Genomic DNA, 20,030 nt, shown 5'->3' on the forward strand with positions numbered 1-20,030 from the left:
CACAAGAAAGAAAACGTGGCCTTGAACACTATGTTTTCTTTCACATCGCCGGGCTCTCACATCACGGAAGGGCTCCATAATTCTCCCCTATCCGAGCCTAAAACCATGCATACAAGGCATATTTCCCCATATCCCATGCCGTGAAAACTCTAAGAAATATCCAGGTTGCTCCCGGCGATAGGGTGCCCCCTCCTTCAACCCACGTGGCCCGAAAATCCCACATATAACACAACATCGGCCCAATCTCCGCCAAGCACGGACAGGTCCACAACTACCCAACATCACCACTGCAAAAGTTGCCCAAAATAACAGCTCGCCAGCATTCTTCCCTCCCCAGCGTTCGACGTTCAACTAGGAAACAAGTCACAAAAAAGTTTGCACTAGTGTCAAAAAATGCCTAAGAACTGCAATTACTCTAAATGCACTATATTTTCAATATTTTGACAGGTAGAAAATGCCAAAAAGCCCTTGACCTGGGGAACTCTTATGTATATTTTTCTTTGATGTTACTTAGTCAACATTAGTAAGCAACTCAACTTTTATATTTTCGGCTGCTGATCATCCGATCACGGCTTAAGGAGAATCTCTAAGTTGAATATCGATTCAATACATCCGAATATTTCCCACAGGGTGGCTATCCCCAAGATCTACCGTCTTGTCATCTCAGCTGCCATCGGCGTCCTCAGCGGACTCATCATCCCGGAAGAAGCAACGGCGCGCCCCACCGCAGAACATCCGTCGCAAAGCGATGGTCTTAACGACCTCAAGGATTCCTCCCACTATTTACCCAAATTAACGCGACCGCCAGTCACTACAGAACAACAACTTCATCGGAAAGACCTGCAAGCAGCCACCTGGTCAAAAGTCATGGTCGCTCCAGGAAAATCCAAGACCATCCCGATTAAAGAAGTCTTCTTTGACTCCCCGATCTGCACCATGATCACGGACGCCGACAACACCGAACCCATTTGGGTCACCCACGAACCCAGCACGGCACGATTTTCTGAAATATTCCGGGTCCACGTGCCCACCACCGCACATCTAGGAGACACGCACTCCGTTCTGGTGTATCAATGCGGCACAGAAACGTACGACAATACTTTTACCTTTGAGATCACCGTCGCCGAATTCGACCAAGACGTCACCGACATGACGCACCAGGCAAGTTCATTCTCTACTCGGCCGGAAACTTCCACGTATTACGACAACAGCAACCTACTATGGTTGTCCCTCGCCGTCGTTCCACTGATAGCTATCCTGTGTGCAATCGCATTCTGGTCGCTTACCATGCCTTCTTAACGCATCGGTCTGTTGTACCTTATGCTTTAGCATCTGCCGATTGCTCTATCCGGAGCCAGAGGAAACAGCTCCTAAAGCATAGTGCGACGGAGAAACACGCCCCCGCTTCCAAGCAACTTTTTAGCTGACACATACCAAATAGCGTTCGCTTAGTTTAAGCTGGGTCCATGCTAGATCACAGATCTATCACGGAGCTTCTCCTTGAAAATAAAGACGCGTTCCATGCGCAGGTATTTGCCAACTTCTATCACAGCAATCCCTACGCGCGCGCCACAATTGCCCCCAGTGAGCAGCTTACCCCTGCGGTCATCTCGCTCATCAGCGGATTAGAAAGCGACGGAAAAATATCCGACGCAGTCAAGCAGAAGTTCCTTGAACACACGAAGCTACTCGACGCCCGCGGCTTCCATCACTACACAGCCCTGGCTAGTGCGGTTCGGAGTGCGCTGCAAACCATCTGCGCCGACTCCCACTTTGACAAGGTCCTCGCAGCTGAACAAGCCATCACGTCGCTCGCAGCCGACCTCAACAAGGCAAGCAACCCCCGCGAGCCCATCGGGGCCTCAGTGGTGGAGGTGGAGCGTCGCAGCCGCAGAATCTCCGTGGTACGACTCGTCGCAGAAGAGTACATCGACTACCGCCATGGCGATTTTCTACAGGTCACCACAGAGCTGCTCAACGGACACTGGCGCTACCTCTACCCCTCCATCCCTGCCAACAAGTCCGGGCATATTGAGTTCCACATACTGCGCGATGAGCTCACTACTCCCACGGGAGCGCTCACCACAGCGCGTGAAGGCGACCACTGGATGCTGGGATTGGGAGAAGGGCATCTGCACATCCCCGAGGACACAGACCTACTCCTCATCACACACAGCACCGGACTTGCCAGCCTGCGGCCTATCATCCTCGATCTCATGACGCAGTCCGATCCCCCACGAGTCCATCTCTTCTTCGGCGCTGACTACCCGGGAGAGCTTTATGAACTCGCCGGCCTATGGCAGCTAGCGGCCACCGCGCCCTGGTTATCCGTATCCCCCATCGTCAAAAACAACGCCGACGCATGGTGGGTCCAGCCCAGCAAATACTGCACTGCGCCACGAGGCCTCCACATTTTCCGTAGCGGCCAAGCAGGCGAGGTCGCAGCCAGCTACGGCACCTGGCGTGACAGATCCATCATCATTTCCGGCCCAGAAGAGGACGTGCAAGCCAGCCGCACCGCACTCATCCTGGCGGGAACGCCTTCCTACAACATCCAGACACTCAGCTTTTCCCCCAAGCCCTGGTATCTTCCCTAACACAGAAAAGAACGTGGGCACCACCTATTTCGGTGATGCCCACGTTGCGCTGTCTATCCCGTAGCGCTCAGGGGGTGAAAGCACACGCCGGGCTTAATAGAGCAGATAAAGTACTGCTAGCCCTACTACGTCGCAAATGGCATGCGCCAAGAAGAAGGTATATAGGTTTTTGTCTTTACTCCTTGTGTACAAAAAGTAAAAGATAATTCCCAGAATCAAACCAATGCCCAGAGCAGAGGCAAGGCCTTGGTAGGTATGGAAAATTGTCCGGACTACCAGTGAGAAGATAAACGCCGCGACTCGATATTTGGGTGCAACGCTCAGGAAAATCCCCAAGAAAAATATCTCTTCATAAAAACCATTTTGGAGAGAGAAAAGCACCAGGGATGCATCAATTTTTTTTCCAGCAAAGCCGCAAGGTTACTTTGCTGCACCACATCCACCGTTTGAGAAGCATCAAGAGCGTCAAGAGCAGAATCAAGAGGCTGGATAAACATCCCGATTATCGCATGATATGCATCAAAAACTAGGGCTACTCCGATAAAGAGAAGCACCGCAGCCAGGGTCGACTTGAGCGTTATACGAATAGTCCACTGCTTAAAATTAAATCTACGCAAAACCAGGTAAATCGCCGCTATTACAAGGAAAAACAGCTGGTCAAAAAGCGCTTGATAATTGTCGCCAGTGCTAAAATCCGACGGATTAGTCTCGCCCAATACGGGGTCTTCAAGAGCAAGGAACCCTACCGTGGAAATGTAGGTGGAATAACCAAAAAAATTACGGCTAGGATCACCAGATCCCACCATTTTAAGTGGTCTATTCGATTTCCCCCGAAGAGAAATTCTTTTATTTTCGTCTGCGCCCCTGAAGCACGCTCCTTGAAGTTTCTGGGCATTAAGCTTTGCATTGGAAACAAATTCTATAGCAGCCAACTCGCTGAGAAAAATTCAGGATAGGTGCGCCAAAGACCCCTGCGAAGAGTAGGGGAAATGCCGGAAGCTATCGCAAGCGGCCGAATTATGTAATAGTTCTTTAACAGCTTTGGGGAGAAAATTTTTAAAAGAAATCTAGCCTGCGCTAGCGTATCGACGCTACGACTGATTGCTATTTCTATAGATAAAATTGCGCACCTTGGTCGTGGAATTGATAAAAGGCTTACACGACACGATCACATCGCCTTTCTTGGCCTTTAGCGCGCCCCACCCTCTGCTAAAGACCTCATAAAGAGGCACTGTCACGGTCAACGTCACGGCCCATTTCACCGGGCCAATAGAGAATGTGACCTCAAATAATTCTTCCAAAGCATTTTTCCCGCGCAGCGAAAACCCGCTCAAAACAACCAAGACGGCAAAAATAATGGTCAGCCCTAAAAGGAACAATCTTTCGGGCGCAAAAGACTCACTAGCAGGCACTATGCGGTGCCCTCCCCTATACATCTCCCTGCCCCCCCAGGCCACGAGAAACAAAAATGGAAAGATTTAACAACAAAATAATTTCTATGACCACGCTGCCGGCTGCATGACTATTGTCGTTCTCGCTTATCGCAGCGACAATATCCCAGGAAAAGAACACCATGGCGATAATGAGAGAAGAGAAAATAATGTAATACCGTCGCCGGAAACCAATCTTTTTCTCCAGTTGATCATTCACGTTGTTTTCCCGATCTCGCATTAATTGAGGCTCTAATTACCACGGAACCTACGTTTTTAGAGACTTTAGCCTAGAAGCCTCAGCGGAAGTTAGCAAAATTGGGCGGCTGCCGCCCCAACAGCCCAAACCACAAACGCCTGTTTTAGCCCGCGCAACACCCTATCGGTCTGCATGGGCTAAAACAGGCTTATTGTCTTACTCGTATAGAAAGCCTACCGCTTGGCGCGTTAGCTCTTAGCGCCCTGCTTCTTGTTGGAAAGTCGCGAATACGCCGCGATGATTGCCAAGAGGACTACCGCCCCGGCCCCGTACCAAGGTGCACGACCGCCATGCTGCTTTGGAGCAATATCTTCTGGAAGATCTGCGGCCTCGGTCTGCAGAACGCCTTCGCCTTCTCCCTTGATGGTGTCTTCAATCCACTTCTTCTGTTCTATAACCGTGGTGTAAAAGCCACCCGGAGCAGGCTTATCTGGGTTTTCGCTCACTGCACCCGCAGTGGCTACGCCGGCAAGTTTTCCGTCAACAAACAACGGGCCGCCGGAGTCTCCCGGCTGGATGCCGCCGCCGTCGACGATGGACACATGCGCCAACTTAGTCTGCTTTGACTTCGCATCTCCGAAAATCTCCACGACCGATATCTTGGAGGAGGGTAGCTTGCCCTCCGCAGCCAGTTTAGAAGAGCTACTCCAACCATACAGTCGGCCTTCTGCTCCCACGGTTATCTCTTTTTCCGGCAGCTTTGCTGCAGAAACGTCCTCGACCTGCTGCGCCAAATGCGCCAAAGCGATGTCGCCGGAAGGCGCAAAGACCCAGCCATCAATATCGTATTCAGCGGTATCAGGAGCCTGGCCTACGCGGGCTTTGCCGCCACTCGGATCTTCTAGCGCAAAACAGTGCCTTGCGGAAATCACCCAACGCTCGTTAAGCAAGGTTCCCGTGCAGTCGCCAAACTGGCCGGCTTTTCCTAAGCTCAGCGCCACCACAGAGCGGCTTTCCTCATTAACAGGTGCCGCCTCAGCGCCTTCCAATGCGTGAGAGGCCGGAGCGCTCAGCATTACAAGACCTGCACTTGCGATCACACTAGCTACGCAACGGTTAAATCGTTTCATCTTATTTTTCTTACCTTTCATACTCTGTAAAAAATCCCTGACTACCTCAATTGACAGACTTTTGTTTCTTTTCCTCAGAGCTGTCCGGCATAGCTGCGTCCGTGGACGTGCGAGCAGGTGTTGGAACAATCGTGTGGATCAGAATCCGGATAAGGCTTTCTAGCGGACCGCGCTTGAAGAACTTGGCCCAGATAATTGCAAAAATTATTCCGACGACGACAGAGAGAAGAGCAAAGATGTTCGACGTTTGAACGATGTTCTTATAAAGGTATTCGGCGCTTACCACGTGAGCCACGTACATAGTCAAAGACATCATTCCAAAAACGGTGAGCGGACGCAGAACGCTTGCGTTGGCCTTTTCCCCTAGGAAGAAGCACGAAGCCAAAACAGCGGTGCTGGCGCCCAGGCATAGGATCATATTTCCGACGCCGCCAGTGTGACCCACAAAGGAGAAGAAGCTCGGGGGCTCTACGTTAAGCCTTGCGTACAGACCAACGATCGTTATAACGAGTCCGGAGACACCCCAAATAACCCTATTTTTATTATTCTGCAAAACCTGAAACAGGATCATGCCGCCGACCATAAAGGCGAGCCACCCCAGCATCGAGTACGGCTCATAAACAGTCGTCCATTGATTCTTAGCAGCGGCAGCCAGAATAAGCAGGACGAGCAATATCGCCTGGTACTGGATGCGAATTTTAGGAACCCAGAAGAGCAGCACCATGGAAGCACCCATGATGACCAAAATGATTTGGATGCTCACGGCAAAAGAAACCAGCGCCACGCCAATCAGCAGGACGAGCAAGCCCCTAGTGATAAGACGCAGATAGGTAATCTTTCCCGGTCTCTCCGAGATAATCACCATGGTGATACCGGCGACCACAGCAAACAGAGAAGACGCGATACCCGAGCTTAAAATTTTACCCACCCATGAGAGTTCTGCGGTGTGCGTAACTATCATTCCGATAATTGCGATCGCACGGGCTAGGTCGAGGCCTATTATTCTATTCTTCGTTTCCAAAGGTACTTATCCTTCTCCGAGTTTTTTAACTATGCCGAGCTGCTTCATATCAGCTGAGCCGCCAGAATTTTTATCCTAAAATCGAATTATGTGAATTTGATGGGGTTTAAGTGGCAATAACATCATTAGGAAGTTCCAAATAAATGAAGAAAATTCACCAAAGAGATGCAAGTCATAAAGCGCAGCTATACGACGCAGAAATCAGATCGCCCATAGCCATATATTTCCATAAAAATGCACCTCAGGCGTTTTTTATGCCTGAGGTGTATCGTCAATCTGAGCCGTGACTTCCGCTGGCTACTCGTAGCGTAATGCTTCAATCGGGTTCAGCTTAGCGGCCTTATTTGCCGGGTAGTAACCGAAGAATAGGCCAATTGCCAAAGAGAAACCTAAGGAAAGCAGGATGCCGCCGATTGGTGGAAGCACAAACTCCTTGAGCAGATACGAGCCAATCATGCCCGTAGAGCCGCCCAGGAATACTCCGAGGGCACCGCCGATGGAACAAATAATCATCGATTCGACGATAAACTGCAGTTTGATGTCGCGTCGTCGAGCTCCCAGAGCCTTTCGGACACCGATCTCCCTGGTTCGCTCCGTGACTGTGACCAACATAATGTTCATCACGCCGATGCCGCCCACCAAGAGGGAGATACCAGCGATAGCAGAAACCACCGCGCTGATGTTCTTCAGCGTAGAGTTAAACGACTTCACCGTAGACTTATTGTCCTGCAGCTTTGCGTGGTACTCAGAATTATCTGCGTAGTGAGCATCCAACACGCGTTGCAGGATCTGCCGCACGTGAGCCTCGTCAGCACCTTGTGCGATACGCACAGATACGGAATCCCACGCAATGGGCTTATCGTTAAAGCGCGACTGAATGGTGTAAGGAACATACAGGTTGGACTGTGCGCTACCGCCAAACAGGCCACCGCTCGACTTCTCTTGGTTGATATACACCTACGACGATCAAAGACGTGATGGTTCCATTAGGAAGGCTCGCTTCAATTTCTGCGCCAATGGCCTTCTTTGGATCATTACCAAACAACTGCTCCAAGGTCATCGGAGAAATAACCGCTACCGAGCGCTCACCAGTGGTGTCTTCCTCAGTAAAGACGCGGCCATAATCTGCAGTTATCTTCTTTATCTTAAGAAAATCGCTGTTGACCGGCAGGACCGTAGACTGCTCTTCACGTATTCCGTATCCCAAGTTCACAGACTGATGATTGAACTCACCAACACTTATTCCCTCAATGCTGTTGCCCGCTGCGTTTTTTAGCTGGGCAATCAGATCCGGGGTCAGCTTGGCAGAATCCTCAACTGTACCGACACCCTGGAAGCCACCTTCCGCCGGCGCGGCCGTCTTGCTGCGCTCCGATACCTGAATGGTCAGGTCGTTAATTCCGGCTTCTGCCAAGGACTTACTCGTCTGCGTCTGCAACGATTTACCCAAGGTCAAAATCGCAATCACAGAAGCGATACCGACGATAATTCCCAGCAGGGTGAGCAGCGAACGCATCTTGTTCACGCGGAGGCTGCCCAACGCTAGGGAAATTGATTCGCCAAAGGTCATTAGTGCCCCTCCCCTAAGGTGTTACCGTCCACAATTACACCGTCGGTCATCGTAACAACGCGAGTGGTCTTAGCGGCCAGCTCGGGGTTGTGGGTAATAAAGAGTATTGTCTTGCCAAAGTCCTGGTTAAGGCTATGGAAAAGATCCATGACCATGCGCCCGGTGTGGGAGTCAAGGGCGCCGGTTGGCTCGTCGGCAAGCAAAAGCGGAGGCTCATTCGCCAGGGCACGCGCAATAGCCACGCGCTGCTTCTGACCACCGGAAAGCTCAGCAGGATTATGCTGCATGCGCTCGTCCATGCCGACCATAGCCAGCAGCTCTTCTGCCCGCTCAATCCGCTCTTTTTTGGGAACGCCGGCCGGCGTACATCATGGGCATCTCGACGTTCTTCAGCGCCGAAATACGGCCAATAAGGTTGAAGCTCTGGAACACAAAGCCAATGTTGCGGCTACGGTGATGCGCTAGCTCATCTTCGTCGAGAGTTAAAACGTCTGTTCCGTTAAAGAGATACTCGCCCTCGGTCGGCTGATCGAGCAAGCCGATGATATTCATCAGCGTCGATTTACCAGAGCCAGACGCACCGACGACAGAGACGAACTCATTGCGGAAGACATCAAAATTAACGCCAGGCAGGATCGTCAATTCACTTTCATGTCCAATATTGAAAGTTTTGACGATATCCCGCATCGAGATAAGTGAATCTTGATTATGCGAAGTTTCTGAAGCGGTAATGCTCATCACTTAGTTGCCTTCAACAATCGCATTTTGCTGCATACTGACAGAAGTACCAATCATGTCCTTGTACTTGGAAGCCTGGTTAAGGACCTTGTCTCCTGGCTTGAGCTCGCCACCAGTGATTTCTGCGATGATGTCGTTGGTGCTTCCAACAGTCACGGTACGAGCCTCAACCACAGAAGCGCCATCTTTATCTGCAAGAACGAGCACCTTCTTGGTGTTACCGTCCTGGTACACAGCCTCAGCGGGCAGCTTGATGGTTTCACGATTCTTATCAATGTTGACCCGTGCCTTGACGGTACCGCCGATGAGCAAGCCGTCCCGGTTTCCGGTCAGCTCAATTTCAACAGGATACAAAGGCTTTGCCTTGCTTGCGTTTTCTGCGTTAGCAGCTGGGAGCTTAGCCACGTTGACGATCTTCTTGATGCGTCCCTCGAAGGTCTTGGTGCCGCTCGACGTGGAGGTCAGGCTCACTTTGTCATTAACGCGCAGCTTAGCGACGTCCGCCTCTTTCACGTTTGCGTTAACAATCAAGGAAGAATCATCACCGATAGTAACCAGGCCTTCACCGGCGGCAGGCTTACCCTGCTGAGCAGGAACAGCCATGACAACACCAGAGAAAGGCACACGCACGTCAGAGGAATTGATGTCTAGCTGCAGCTTGTTCAAGGTCAGTGCGGATGAATCCTGAGCAGTGTTAGCGCCACGCCATGCTTGGTTGATGGCCAACTCATGCTGCGCAAGCTGCTGCTGCACTGCGAACTCAGCGGCTGCAGCGTTGGTAGCTGCCTCTTTGTGAGATTCAAAAGCATTTGCGACGCCGCGCTGAGAGTCACTCAACTCGCGATCCACCGTGGCGAGGGTAGCGATGTAGTTACGCTCAGCTTCTGTAAGCTGACGCTGTGCGCCGTTGAGTTTGACCAGAGAGTCAGCGCTACCGATCACGGACTCAACAACAGACTGCCCCGTTCCAGAAGGAGACTGGTTGCGGTTCTGCATCTGCGACTCAAGTGCAGAAATCTGGGAATCGAGCTCGCTCTTCTTATCGTCCTGAGCCTTGTCACGCTCTGCCTTAAGCTCTTCCAGGCGTGCCTTATCCTGAGAAGAGTCGTCGTTATCCTGCGAGCTACGGGCGATACCAAAAGCCGTTACTGCGCCGGTCCTCGCGGCGTCGAGAGCAGCGGAGAACAGCTGGTCGCGGGCCTGCTTCACTGCAGCGTCCTGGCTACGCAGCTCTGGGGTGTTCGCATGCTGACGGTCCCAAGCCTTGCGCTCAAAAGCCTGCTGGGCCTTGATATATTCCTCGTTCGCCTGGCGCTTCTGGGCGTTGGCACTGTTAATCTCAGTGTTCAACCCCTGATCCAGGCGGCTCTTTAGCTGGTCATACTGCTGCTGAGCAGTCTCCGCCTGGGCCATCGCCTGGTTCAGACTCTGGGCTGCCGTGGCACGCTGGGTGGCCAGCTCAGTTTTAGCGGTCAACGTATCAATCTTGGCCAACAGCTGGTCGGTGGACACCTTATCGCCCACCTTGGTGGAGATGCTGGCAACAGGACCGGTGAGGTGCGTGTACAAGGTTGCAGTACGGATGGGCTCTACAGTGCCTTCCACCAAAACGCGGTTAGCAACCTCCGCAGACTCCAGCTGCGTGTACTCCGTGACAGGGATGACCTCGCCCTGCTCCTTGGGTGCAACAAAATATGCGCCTACTCCGACCAATGCCAACACCGACAGAAGCGGTATGAAAACTTTTTTCTTCTTTAACGTCGTCCAAGCTCGAGACGCGACTGCGGCTGGCATACCTGTCCTTTCGGTCAACTCAAGCGCGAGTTGTTTTCAGTTTCAATTACACGCAACGGTTGAGAATATTAGTAGAAGACGTGCTTAAAATGAAGCTCAGACTATAACTTTCACATCATTCTTCTCCTCTGATTACTAGTCAATGCAATGCCGGTCACAGACCCGAATATGTCCGGCGTCACATGACAAAAAGGGGAAGATAGGGCGTGATCAAGTAGCAAAATCAATGCGCATAGGCTTTTTACCCCCTCGACCGACCTTGCCACGGCTCCTCACACGCCATCAAGAAATTTTCCCTAACGCTAACTAAATGAAAACAAACGATAGCCTTAAATATTGTCAGCATTGGAGGTGGCGCCTCAGTATTCATCCACACCCGATAAAACGGGTAGAGCGGAGCGAACTTCAGAAAGATTCTCCGTGGATATATCTGCAATTAACAGCTCGACACCACCCCCAGCTTCCACCTTGCATGCACCATCTGGACCGACAATCCGAGAAAACCCAATGCCCGTCGGCCCCTTCACCCCAGAGTCCGCCTGATCTACCGCCACCACAAAGCATGTTGAATCCAACGCCCGCGCAGAGGTAAGCAGCTGCCACTGCTCTTTCTTCCCTTCACCATTAGCCCAGCTGGCAGGTAAGAGGATGACCTCCGCCCCGCGCTGCGCAAGAGCCCGGAATTGGCCAGGAAATCGCACGTCATAGCAGGTGGCCAGGCCAAAGGTGATTCCCCCATAGGAGAAAGTAACCAGCTCTTCCCCAGGCTTAACGGTATGAGATTCCCGATAGCCGAAGGCATCGTACGTATGGATTTTGTTATAAACAACAGGATTTTTCACTCCCGGAAGAACAACAACCAACGTGTTATAGACCCTGTTGACGCTCTTCCCCTCAACCTCCACGGTATCCGCCGGAGTAAAGATCCCTACGACGATGCCGATACCAAGTTCATCGGATAGCTCCTTGAGCCTCCTCACAAAAGCACCTAATATATCCTCAGAATTTACGTCCAGCCGACCGGTATCAAATGCTTGCATCGACGCCTCCGGGAAAACCGCCAGCCGCGCCCCCTGTCGTGCTGCTTGCCGTGACTGATCTTCAATCCGGCGCAAGTTCTCTTGTTTGTCGCCCGTAGCAGAAATTTGTGCCAACGCAATTCGCATACCTCTATAGCCTAGGCCTCTTGTGGATAGTTTTCACTTAACTCACACATCTTTCCCGAGTCGAGCTGTTTGCTTGCACAGATCTCTCAGCGCGCGCACGCTACCCAGTATGACCATGATTATCCAGCCCGCGGCCCTCTCCCACTTCTTTTCTATCCCTCATGCCCACTCCCCTGTTCCGCGCATGGGACCAAGTGCCACAGCCTCTGCATTGGACGGTTTTCTTAGATCAGCAACACTCACTACCAGCAGGGATGAAGAAGCCATCACCGATCTACTCTCCCAGTTGCGCGAAACAATCGCTTTCTCCATAGAGATAGACTCAGCCACCTCTCGCACACTCCAGGCGATGTGATGTTCACATTAGAATCCCGGCAACTTCTAGATTCCGCCCACGCACTTTCAGCGTTTTCCCGCTCCGGACGCTCCGCTGCTCAAGATCTACGTTCCACGTGGAACCAAGGATTAGAGCAACTTTATGGAAGCGCCTTTGAGATCGCAGCTGTCACGCTCGCGCGCCGTTTAACTCGCTGGGTCGAGCCCCACAGGACGGCCTCATACATCGCACGCATCCTCTCCATCACCGCCAGACTCCAAAAAGAATTGGAACGTCATCACGAGTACGTACGCCTACTTCCACAACGCACCGTCGACGAATCCACCCTGCTCACCAGGGCAATCATGCACTTAGAAGAATTAGGAAAGCTTCTCGACGCCACCTGCGCCCACTCCATCACGCAGCTCGCATCTTTATGCACCGACGAAACCGACTATCCCCCAACTTCGCTCACTACCGCGCAGCTGCGCACCGATTTCCCAGATGCCGAGATACTCCACTTAGACCCCCACCATGCCGTAGTTGCTTTTGGCGATGTGTCCACCGCCAGCTCCATCACCACCCTCGTAGCTGGAGTCGCCTCTTCCGACCCCACTACGTGGACAGAGAGCTTTCGACGTGCCCAACACGTATCCCACGTAACAGGCGGCGCGGCCGTCGCGTGGCTGGGGTACTCTGCACCCGCCCACGTCCCCGCCGCAATTGCTGCAGCCCCCACCGCCCGCGGAGCACAAGCATTAAAAGATTTTCAGTCCTCCTTACGCCGACGGAACCCGCAGGCCAAGCTGCTGGTGCTCGGACACAGCTACGGGTCTGTTGTCGCAGGCAAAGCAGCAGCAACCGGGTTAGACGCAGACACCCTTATCTTCGCTGGCAGCCCGGGTGTCTCCCCGACGATCAAACTCAATTCCAATTCCCCTCGCGTCATCTCAGCCCTCGGCTCCCTAGATCCCATCGGATTAACCGGGACGCAGGACGCAGTACACAGCGCTACACGGAAAAGACCCCACTGCCGCTGGTTTCCCAGCCGAACAGTGGGGGATTCCCGGAGGCCATTCGAGTTATTTCACCAGCCCGCTTTTCCTCAAACGTCTTGCCCCGGAAGCACAGCGCTAATACCTAATGGCCATACGTCCATCAACCTTGCCCTTATGCATATCAGCGAAGACGCTATTGACGTCGTCAAGCTTGCATTCCGTAACGGTCGGCTTGATCATGCCGCGTGCATAGAAGTCGAGGGCTTCTTCCAGGTCCTGACGTGTTCCCACCAACGATCCACGGATGGTTAGCCCCTTGAACACAATCTCAAAAATCGGTGCCGGGAACTCTCCTGGAGGAAGACCATTGAATACGATGGTTCCGCCCTTTCGAGTCATGCCAATGGCCTGGCCAAACGCCTGTGGGTGCACAGCGGTGACCAAAATGCCATGGGCCCCACCCTTGGTAAAGGCATTGATCGCCTCCACCGGATCTTCCTTCAGCGCATTGACTGCAAATTCAGCGCCATGCTTGCGCGCTAGCTCTAACTTCTCATCTGCAATATCCACAGCGATCACACGCATGCCCATGGCTACCGCATACTGCACAGCAATATGGCCCAAACCACCGATACCGGAAATCACCATGTACTGGCCCGGCTTACACTCGGTTTCTTTGAGCCCCTTGTACACGGTCACACCGGCACACAGGATTGGCGCGACCTCAAGCGGGTCGGAGCCCTCTGGGATACGAGCGCAGTAACGGGTATCCACCAGCATGTACTCGCCAAAGGAACCGTCGACCGTATAGCCGCCGTATTCTGCGTCATTACACAGGGTTTCACGTCCGGTACGGCAATACTCGCACTCTCCGCAGGCAGACCAGAGCCAGACGTTGCCCACCATGTCTCCAAGCTTGACCCCATGGTGTCCTGGACCCAATTGAACAACTTCACCCACGCCTTCATGACCAGGAACGAAAGGTGGCTCCGGCTTTACCGGCCAGTCTCCCTCCGCAGCGTGAAGATCCGTATGGCAAATGCCGGAGGCCACCAGTTTTACCAGCGCTTGGTTGGGTCCCGGCTCGGGCAAATCTACATCGTGAATATTGAGTTCAGGGCCAAAGTCGTCAACTACAGCGGCTGTGAAGGCCTCAGGGAAATCGGTTTTCACGTCGATCTTTCCTTTCTCGTAGGCATTTTCAACACCTACACCTTGTTGGGAACTATATTCATTAATTCCCCTAAACGACTGAACCCCAACCGGCATAACGCCGGCTGGGGACAAAACCATATTCAGTTAAAAGCAACTAAAATAAGCCCGTGGGGTTCTCATCATAAGAAACGAGCAGGTTCTTGGTCTGCTGGTAATGATCGAGCATCATCAAGTGATTCTCGCGACCAATTCCCGACTCCTTATACCCACCAAAAGCAGCGTGAGCTGGGTAATTGTGATACTGGTTCACCCACACGCGACCCGCCTGAATGGCACGGCCCGCGCGATACGCCGTGTTCTGATGCCTGGTCCACACGCCAGCGCCAAGGCCATAGTTGGTGTCATTGGCAATTCGGATGGCCTCGTCGAAATCGCTAAACGTGGCAACCGATAGCACCGGGCCGAAGATCTCCTCCTGGAAAATACGCATATCGTTCGTTCCCTTGAAGATGGTCGGCTCAATGTAATAGCCGTTTTCCAGCCCATCAATCCGGTTAACGTGCCCACCGGTGAGCACCTCAGCACCCTCCTTTGGACCGATCTCCAAGTAGCCGGAAATCTTATCCATCTGCTCCATGGAGGCCTGCGCACCCATCATGGTCTCAGTGTCCAGAGGGTTACCCAGCTTGATCTTGCGCACCCGCTCCACGCCTAGCGCAAGGAATTCTTCCGCAATCGACTCATGGACAAGCGCACGCGAGGGGCACGTACACACTTCACCCTGATTAAGGGCGAACATTGCAAGGCCCTCGATGCATTTATCCCGGAAGGGATCCTCATAATCCATAACATCGCCGAAGAAGATCGATGGCGACTTTCCACCCAACTCCAGCGTGACCGGAATGATCTTGTCCGCAGCAGCTTTGTTAATAAGCTTGCCCACCTGCGTCGAACCGGTGAAAGCAATCTTGCCGATGCGCTTAGAGCTCGAAAGCGCCACGCCAGCCTCATCTCCCAGGCCGTTGACGATGTTGAGCACGCCGTCCGGAATCAAGTCGCCCACAATATCGATCCAATACAGAATCGAAGCCGGGGTCTGCTCGGCAGGCTTGAGAACAATCGCATTTCCAGCAGCCAAAGCAGGGGCGATCTTCCAGGCCGCCATCAGTAGCGGGAAGTTCCACGGAATGATCTGCCCCACCACGCCGATGGGCTCATGGAAGTGATAGGCGACCGTGTTGTGATCAATCTGCGAGGTCCGCGACTCCTGAGCGCGGATAGCACCGGCGAAGTAGCGGAAATGATCGATAGCCAAGGGAATGTCGGCAGCTAGCGTCTCGCGCACAGCCTTGCCGTTCTCCCAGGTTTCCGCGACAGCGATCTCTTCCAGATGCTCTTCCATACGGTCCGCAATTCGGTGTAGCACGAGGGCGCGTTCCGCCGGCGAGGTCTTCCCCCATGCCTCCGCCGCAGCATGCGCAGCGTCGAGAGCCTTCTCAATGTCCGCGGCTTTACCCCGAGCGACCTGACAGAACACCTCATCGGTAACCGGAGTGACATTGTCTAGATATTCGCCGTCTACAGGCGGTACCCACTGACCGCCAATGTAGTTGTCATAGCGCTTCTTGTAGTTAGCAACTGCGCCTTCAGTACCCGGATTAGCGTAAATCGTCATGGTCAATCACTCCTTAGGTAAGCCTAGCTGACAGTGAGGTGGCCAACAAGAAGCAACCATATACGCCTTGCGTCACCATAGAAACCTCTAACAGTCAACCTATAGCTTTTTAGGGCGTTTGGCATCCCCAATTTTGGCAATTAAAAGCTGCTAACCCTCAATATCCCGCACATCCGCTGACAGCCAACCCCCTTTGTGAATTTTGCAATTTTTACCCCCTTTTTAAACTTAATGAAACTGCAACCTTTTACACGCGAAAACACATTCAAAACTCAGTTAAAATTGAGGATGCACCCTAAAGAATCTTCAACCACTTTCCCACGAAACGACCCGACCCCATCACCCGAAGGCTTGCACACACGTTCATTCCGCACAACACGTAAAAGAGGAGTTTTCCCATGCGTCATCTACGCAAAACTAGCATCCGCTCTGGAATTATTGCCACCTCACTACTCATCGGAACACTTCCCCACGTCGCCTACGCCGCGCCCGTAGCGGCACCACTGCACTGCACTATAGATGCGGGAAGGTTTGGAAAGACCGTTCAAGACACGCACACCACATTCGACGTTTCCCTCCCGGAAAAAGTCACAGCAGTAGAGACTTTTGTAGCAAAATTTAAGCTTTCCGACGTCACAATCCACAATGACACCCTGAAGAAAATCGGCAGCATCAAGATGGAGAAAAGCGCGATCAATCTGCACGTGGGAGACAATGTCCAACTCGCAGAACCCCAGCCCGGACTCACAATATCCAACGGCATCCTAACGATTTCCGACAAGCTGACCGCCGCCCTTCACCGAGACACCCTCACCGCCTCAGCCCCTGAGCTCAATATCAAGCTTCGGGCCACCGGCGGCAATTCCGTCGTCTTCGCAACAACCAAAGAAGTCACCACGGGCACCGTCCGGGCGCGCGTCTTTATCTTCAGCGCAACGGCCCACTCCAGCTGCACCACCACACCGGATGTGCAGCTTGCCTCGGCAACCGTAGTGCCAGGCAAGACGACCGCCAACAACGAGACAACACTCCCCGAGGAATAAATTTTGACAATCTTTCACCACCCCCGGTCCGGGCAGGACATACTCCTGTCCGGCCCATCTTTATAACCCACCCTCAACATAAATACTTATGTTTTTCTAACTTTCTACTTGCCTATAGCTAATAGCTCCCTTAATATGAAGCTCGCTTCTTAGCAATCTCTTATTGAAGGATCACGATGCGAAACTTTCCTCGTTCAGTTTCACGCATTGTTACGGCAGGGCTCGCCTCTGCGGTACTCGCGGCAAGCCTCAGTGCTCCGGCCTCGGCAGCACCCGATACTCTATCCAATAAGCCGCTCACGGCAAGTCCCGGCCAGGCAGACACAGTAGGCGAGCAAGCAACATGCGCCGCAAAACCGATTTTCTTCGGCTACTACCGCACCTGGCGCGATCAGGCCATTGAACTTAACGACGACGATAAATGGAAAGACAAGCTCCACATCAAGCTGACCGATATTCCTGAACAGGTCAATATGGTCTCGCTGTTCCATGTGGAAGACAACCAGAAGAGCGATCACAGATTCTGGGAGACCTTTGATGAGGACTATCATCCCACGCTCAAAGAACGCGGCACCAAGGTTGTTCGGACAATCGGCGCGCAGCTGTTGCTCAATAAGATCAAGGAGAAAGGCCTCTACGGCCAGGCTAAAGAAGATGACTCCAAATACCGGGAGATAGCGCGCGATGTATATGAGGAGTACGTCGACAAGCATAATCTCGACGGGCTAGATGTAGACATGGAGCTACATCACCTAGAGAAACGACTGAACCTCAAGTGGCAGCTACGCAAAATCATGGGAGCGTTCTCCGAGCTCATGGGCCCAAAAGCACCTGCAAATGCGGGGAAAAAGCCGGGCGATGACAGATATAAATACCTCATCTATGACACCTTTGATGATGCACACCGGTCTCAGGTAGAGCTGGTTGCAGACTTGGTGGATTATGTCCTCGCGCAGACCTATGACAAGGGGACAAAAGAGAGCATCGACCAGGTATGGAATGGCTTCCGCGACAAGATCAACTCGTGCCAGTTCATGGCGGGTTACGCCCACCCGGAGGAAAATGACACCAATCGCTTCCTCACGGCAATCGGCGACGTCAACACGTCTGGCGCGATGCAAGTTGCAGAATGGAAGCCGAAGCTCGAAGCAGAAAAGGGCGGGACTTTCGCCTACGCCCTCGACAGGAACGGGCGCACCTACGACGGAGATGATTTCACCACTCTCAAACCCACCGATTTTGCCTTTACCAAGCGAGCCATCGAGCTGACCACAGGCACATCACTAACAGACTTAGGAACATCTGCCGCCCATTTTACAAGAGCAGCACGCTCCCAGTCCGGGACCAGCAGTTTCCTTTCACAGTCCTTATTGTTTCCAACACTTAAAGGAGGACGGTATAGCAAATAACACTACTAATCTCGTGGGCCTTTTTGTTGTCTGCTAGTGGGAACGCCTTCCTCTGCGCGGTTCCCACATCACAACCGCTGTAGAACGAGGAACGTGCACGATCTCCCCACGGGGGCGAGTGCCATTTTGTTTTAACTGCTCCAGCTCTTCACGCGCGGCCGCGAGTTCGTCGTGAAGCCTCTTATTTTCCTTTTTAAGCTCGATGATCGCTTTAATGCCCGCCAGGTTCACGCCTTCTTCTTGACTCAAGCGCTGAACGGTACGCAATAGTTCCACGTCCGAGCGGGAGTATCTGCGCCCGCCGCCACGGGTACGCTGCGGGGTGACCAGGCCGAGCCGGTCATAAGTCCGCAGCGTCTGAGCGTGCATGCCAGATAGTTCAGCGGCCACGGAGATGACAAAGACCTCGCCAAATTCAGGGTTGCTCCTGCTTGCCATCTTTTACACCTCCTCCGTGTTATTTTCCGGCCCAACCCGCACGCGGATCGAATCCGGAATTTTTCTCTGCCTGAGCATAGGACCTCAAAGCACTAGCCTGAGCGGCGTCGAGATTCTTGGGAACCTGCACCTGGACTTTGACCAACAGGTCACCGGCGCTACCGTCACGCTTAGGCACGCCTTTACCGCGAACGCGCAGGACGCGACCATCGGGAGTGCCCGAAGGGATACGAACTCGAACCGGCACGTCTAGCGTGGGCACGGAGACCGTATCACCCAACGCGAGTTCCGCGAAAGACACCGGAACAGTTACTTCCAGATCGTCTCCGGAACGGGTGAACACTTTGTCATTACGTACGTGCACGGTAACAAAAAGGTCGCCGGCAGGCGTGCCATTCGGCCCTGCCTCACCCTGCCCAGCAAGCCGGACTTTCTGGCCGTCGATCACACCCACGGGGATACGCACGGTGATGGAGCGAGTCCGGCGTACCGTGCCCGTGCCGTTGCAATCAGGACATGGGTCTGTGATCTCCTTGCCCGTGCCACCGCAGTGCTTACACGGCGCGGAGAACCCAAACGCGCCTTTGTTTTCTGAAGTAAATCCCGTGCCGTTGCAATGCCTACACGTGGTAGGGGCACCGCTCTTAGCCCCCGAGCCATGGCAGGTAGAGCACGGCGCATCGCCCGTGAGCTGCACCGGGATTGTGGTTCCCTTTGCTGCTTCACGGAAATCCAGGGTTATTTGCGTTTCGACGTCCGCCCCCCGCGTCGGCCTAACTGTGCTGTGAGCACCACCGCCGCGGTTGAAAAGGCCACCGAAGATATCCCCAAGACCACCTTCTTGAGAGAAGCCTCCACCCGATCCAGATCGATTCCCGAAAATGTCTCCGAAGTCGAAGTTTTCCTGCGTCCGAAACCCGCCGGGGAATCCGGCGCCTCCGTTCTGCCCAAAACCACGCATACCGCCACTGGCGATCATGGCCTTAAACTCGTCGTATTCCTTGCGCTTGGATTCATCGCCAACCACGTCATAGGCCTCTGCGACCTGCTTAAAGCGGTCTTCAGCGGCTTTGTTACCGGGGTTGGAATCGGGGTGATTCTCGCGCGCCAGCTTGCGGTATGCCTTTTTAATCTCAGACTCTGTTGCCTTCGAAGAGACCCCTAGGTCAGCGTAATAGTCTTTTTCAGCCCATTCGTTTTTCACAGCCATTGGGCATCTCCTCCTTTCGGGAACATCGTCTGAGACTGCGCTCTTCCGAGTCCGTGGGTTTAACGGGTTTCTTGTTTTCGTGCACAAAGGGCGCGGAAGGATTCTCGTGTGGAAAAGCCCCGCGCCCTTGTGTGTACTTTC

General features: G+C 53.1%; 17 protein-coding genes and 3 pseudogenes. 6 read left to right on the forward strand and 14 right to left on the reverse strand.

The window, feature by feature from the left end:
* The first annotated feature begins 591 nt into the window (after nt 1-591).
* Nucleotides 592-1,299 carry a hypothetical protein gene (locus tag ET810_RS09165; protein ID WP_087454626.1) on the forward strand — a complete coding sequence of 236 codons (708 nt, stop codon included), beginning with the start codon at nt 592-594 and terminating at the stop codon, nt 1,297-1,299.
* A gap of 167 nt (nt 1,300-1,466) precedes the next feature.
* Nucleotides 1,467-2,597, forward strand: a complete 1,131-nt coding sequence (locus ET810_RS09170) for a ferredoxin reductase domain-containing protein (protein ID WP_087454627.1) — start codon at nt 1,467-1,469, stop codon at nt 2,595-2,597.
* A 93-nt stretch (nt 2,598-2,690) separates the two neighbouring features.
* Here ET810_RS09170 and ET810_RS13355 read toward each other — a convergent pair whose 3' ends face one another.
* From ET810_RS13355 to ET810_RS09215, 10 genes and pseudogenes are all read right to left on the reverse strand, one after another.
* A complete protein-coding gene (locus ET810_RS13355) occupies nt 2,691-2,978 on the reverse strand; it encodes a CPBP family glutamic-type intramembrane protease (protein ID WP_197913473.1) in 288 nt (95 codons plus the stop codon).
* On the reverse strand, nt 2,918-3,529 hold the full coding sequence (locus ET810_RS12085; RefSeq protein WP_134316213.1) for a hypothetical protein: 612 nt from the start codon (nt 3,527-3,529) through the stop codon (nt 2,918-2,920). The genes ET810_RS13355 and ET810_RS12085 overlap by 61 nt, the downstream gene beginning before the upstream one ends.
* Before the next feature lie 159 nt (nt 3,530-3,688).
* Nucleotides 3,689-4,009 carry a hypothetical protein gene (locus ET810_RS13215; protein ID WP_318655671.1) on the reverse strand — a complete coding sequence of 107 codons (321 nt, stop codon included), beginning with the start codon at nt 4,007-4,009 and terminating at the stop codon, nt 3,689-3,691.
* A 16-nt stretch (nt 4,010-4,025) separates the two neighbouring features.
* Nucleotides 4,026-4,247 carry a hypothetical protein gene (locus ET810_RS13220; RefSeq protein WP_318655672.1) on the reverse strand — a complete coding sequence of 74 codons (222 nt, stop codon included), beginning with the start codon at nt 4,245-4,247 and terminating at the stop codon, nt 4,026-4,028.
* Nucleotides 4,248-4,474: 227 nt separating this feature from the next.
* Nucleotides 4,475-5,356 (reverse strand): S1 family peptidase, encoded by an 882-nt coding sequence (locus ET810_RS09190; protein WP_166741046.1) that lies wholly within the window; start codon nt 5,354-5,356, stop codon nt 4,475-4,477.
* Between the two features lie 46 nt (nt 5,357-5,402).
* Nucleotides 5,403-6,377: a DUF418 domain-containing protein gene (locus ET810_RS09195; protein WP_087454631.1), complete on the reverse strand. Its 975-nt coding sequence runs from the start codon at nt 6,375-6,377 to the stop codon at nt 5,403-5,405.
* 297 nt (nt 6,378-6,674) lie between these two features.
* A pseudogene (locus ET810_RS13225) lies at nt 6,675-7,947 on the reverse strand (ABC transporter permease).
* Nucleotides 7,947-8,685, reverse strand: a pseudogene (locus ET810_RS09205) (ABC transporter ATP-binding protein). The pseudogenes ET810_RS13225 and ET810_RS09205 overlap by 1 nt, the downstream one beginning before the upstream one ends.
* Nucleotides 8,686-8,688: 3 nt before the next feature.
* Complete coding sequence (locus ET810_RS09210) at nt 8,689-10,479, reverse strand: HlyD family efflux transporter periplasmic adaptor subunit (RefSeq protein ID WP_134316214.1); 1,791 nt, start codon at nt 10,477-10,479, stop codon at nt 8,689-8,691.
* Between the two features lie 359 nt (nt 10,480-10,838).
* A complete protein-coding gene (locus tag ET810_RS09215; RefSeq protein ID WP_134316215.1) occupies nt 10,839-11,645 on the reverse strand; it encodes a carbon-nitrogen hydrolase family protein in 807 nt (268 codons plus the stop codon).
* 109 nt (nt 11,646-11,754) lie between these two features.
* On the opposite strand from ET810_RS09215, the gene ET810_RS09220 reads away from it, so the two are divergent.
* Together ET810_RS09220 and ET810_RS13230 are read left to right on the forward strand one after the other, a co-directional pair.
* Nucleotides 11,755-12,000 carry a hypothetical protein gene (locus tag ET810_RS09220; protein ID WP_171487376.1) on the forward strand — a complete coding sequence of 82 codons (246 nt, stop codon included), beginning with the start codon at nt 11,755-11,757 and terminating at the stop codon, nt 11,998-12,000.
* Nucleotides 11,997-13,098, forward strand: a pseudogene (locus ET810_RS13230) (alpha/beta hydrolase). The gene ET810_RS09220 and the pseudogene ET810_RS13230 overlap by 4 nt, the downstream one beginning before the upstream one ends.
* Here the strand turns inward: ET810_RS13230 and adhP are convergent.
* The gene (gene adhP, locus ET810_RS09230) at nt 13,095-14,132 is read right to left on the reverse strand and encodes an alcohol dehydrogenase AdhP (RefSeq protein ID WP_087454635.1); all 1,038 of its coding nucleotides are present in this window, start codon (nt 14,130-14,132) and stop codon (nt 13,095-13,097) included. The pseudogene ET810_RS13230 and the gene adhP sit on opposite strands and share 4 nt — an antisense overlap.
* A 136-nt stretch (nt 14,133-14,268) precedes the next feature.
* Nucleotides 14,269-15,789: an acetaldehyde dehydrogenase ExaC gene (gene exaC / locus ET810_RS09235; RefSeq protein ID WP_134316217.1), complete on the reverse strand. Its 1,521-nt coding sequence runs from the start codon at nt 15,787-15,789 to the stop codon at nt 14,269-14,271.
* Between the two features lie 398 nt (nt 15,790-16,187).
* Between exaC and ET810_RS09240 the strand changes: the two genes are divergently transcribed.
* Both ET810_RS09240 and ET810_RS09245 read left to right on the forward strand, forming a co-directional pair.
* Entirely contained in the window at nt 16,188-16,832 is a 645-nt protein-coding gene (locus ET810_RS09240) for a hypothetical protein (protein WP_087454637.1), read from the forward strand.
* A gap of 176 nt (nt 16,833-17,008) precedes the next feature.
* Complete coding sequence (locus ET810_RS09245; RefSeq protein ID WP_225870159.1) at nt 17,009-18,241, forward strand: endo-beta-N-acetylglucosaminidase family protein; 1,233 nt, start codon at nt 17,009-17,011, stop codon at nt 18,239-18,241.
* Nucleotides 18,242-18,274: 33 nt separating this feature from the next.
* On the opposite strand, the gene ET810_RS09250 is transcribed toward ET810_RS09245, so the two are convergent.
* Nucleotides 18,275-18,679: a heat shock protein transcriptional repressor HspR gene (locus tag ET810_RS09250; protein ID WP_087454638.1), complete on the reverse strand. Its 405-nt coding sequence runs from the start codon at nt 18,677-18,679 to the stop codon at nt 18,275-18,277.
* A 19-nt stretch (nt 18,680-18,698) separates the two neighbouring features.
* Complete coding sequence (dnaJ, locus tag ET810_RS09255; protein WP_087454639.1) at nt 18,699-19,889, reverse strand: molecular chaperone DnaJ; 1,191 nt, start codon at nt 19,887-19,889, stop codon at nt 18,699-18,701.
* Between the last annotated feature and the right edge of the window lie 141 nt (nt 19,890-20,030).

The sequence above is a fragment of the Corynebacterium silvaticum genome (assembly GCF_004382825.2).
Classification (GTDB): Bacteria; Actinomycetota; Actinomycetes; order Mycobacteriales; family Mycobacteriaceae; genus Corynebacterium; species Corynebacterium silvaticum.

Excerpts from the sequence above, each read along its gene's own strand:
- ET810_RS09240 (WP_087454637.1), top strand. The coding sequence starts at position 16,188 with ATGCGTCATCTACGCAAAACTAGCATCCGCTCTGGAATTATTGCCACC.
- ET810_RS09220 (WP_171487376.1), top strand. The coding sequence starts at position 11,755 with ATGACCATGATTATCCAGCCCGCGGCCCTCTCCCACTTCTTTTCTATC.
- ET810_RS09210 (WP_134316214.1), bottom strand. The coding sequence starts at position 10,479 with ATGCCAGCCGCAGTCGCGTCTCGAGCTTGGACGACGTTAAAGAAGAAA.
- ET810_RS09250 (WP_087454638.1), bottom strand. The coding sequence starts at position 18,679 with ATGGCAAGCAGGAGCAACCCTGAATTTGGCGAGGTCTTTGTCATCTCC.
- dnaJ (WP_087454639.1), bottom strand. The coding sequence starts at position 19,889 with ATGGCTGTGAAAAACGAATGGGCTGAAAAAGACTATTACGCTGACCTA.
- ET810_RS09215 (WP_134316215.1), bottom strand. The coding sequence starts at position 11,645 with ATGCGAATTGCGTTGGCACAAATTTCTGCTACGGGCGACAAACAAGAG.
- exaC (WP_134316217.1), bottom strand. The coding sequence starts at position 15,789 with ATGACGATTTACGCTAATCCGGGTACTGAAGGCGCAGTTGCTAACTAC.
- ET810_RS09190 (WP_166741046.1), bottom strand. The coding sequence starts at position 5,356 with ATGAAACGATTTAACCGTTGCGTAGCTAGTGTGATCGCAAGTGCAGGT.
- ET810_RS09245 (WP_225870159.1), top strand. The coding sequence starts at position 17,009 with ATGCGAAACTTTCCTCGTTCAGTTTCACGCATTGTTACGGCAGGGCTC.
- ET810_RS09170 (WP_087454627.1), top strand. The coding sequence starts at position 1,467 with ATGCTAGATCACAGATCTATCACGGAGCTTCTCCTTGAAAATAAAGAC.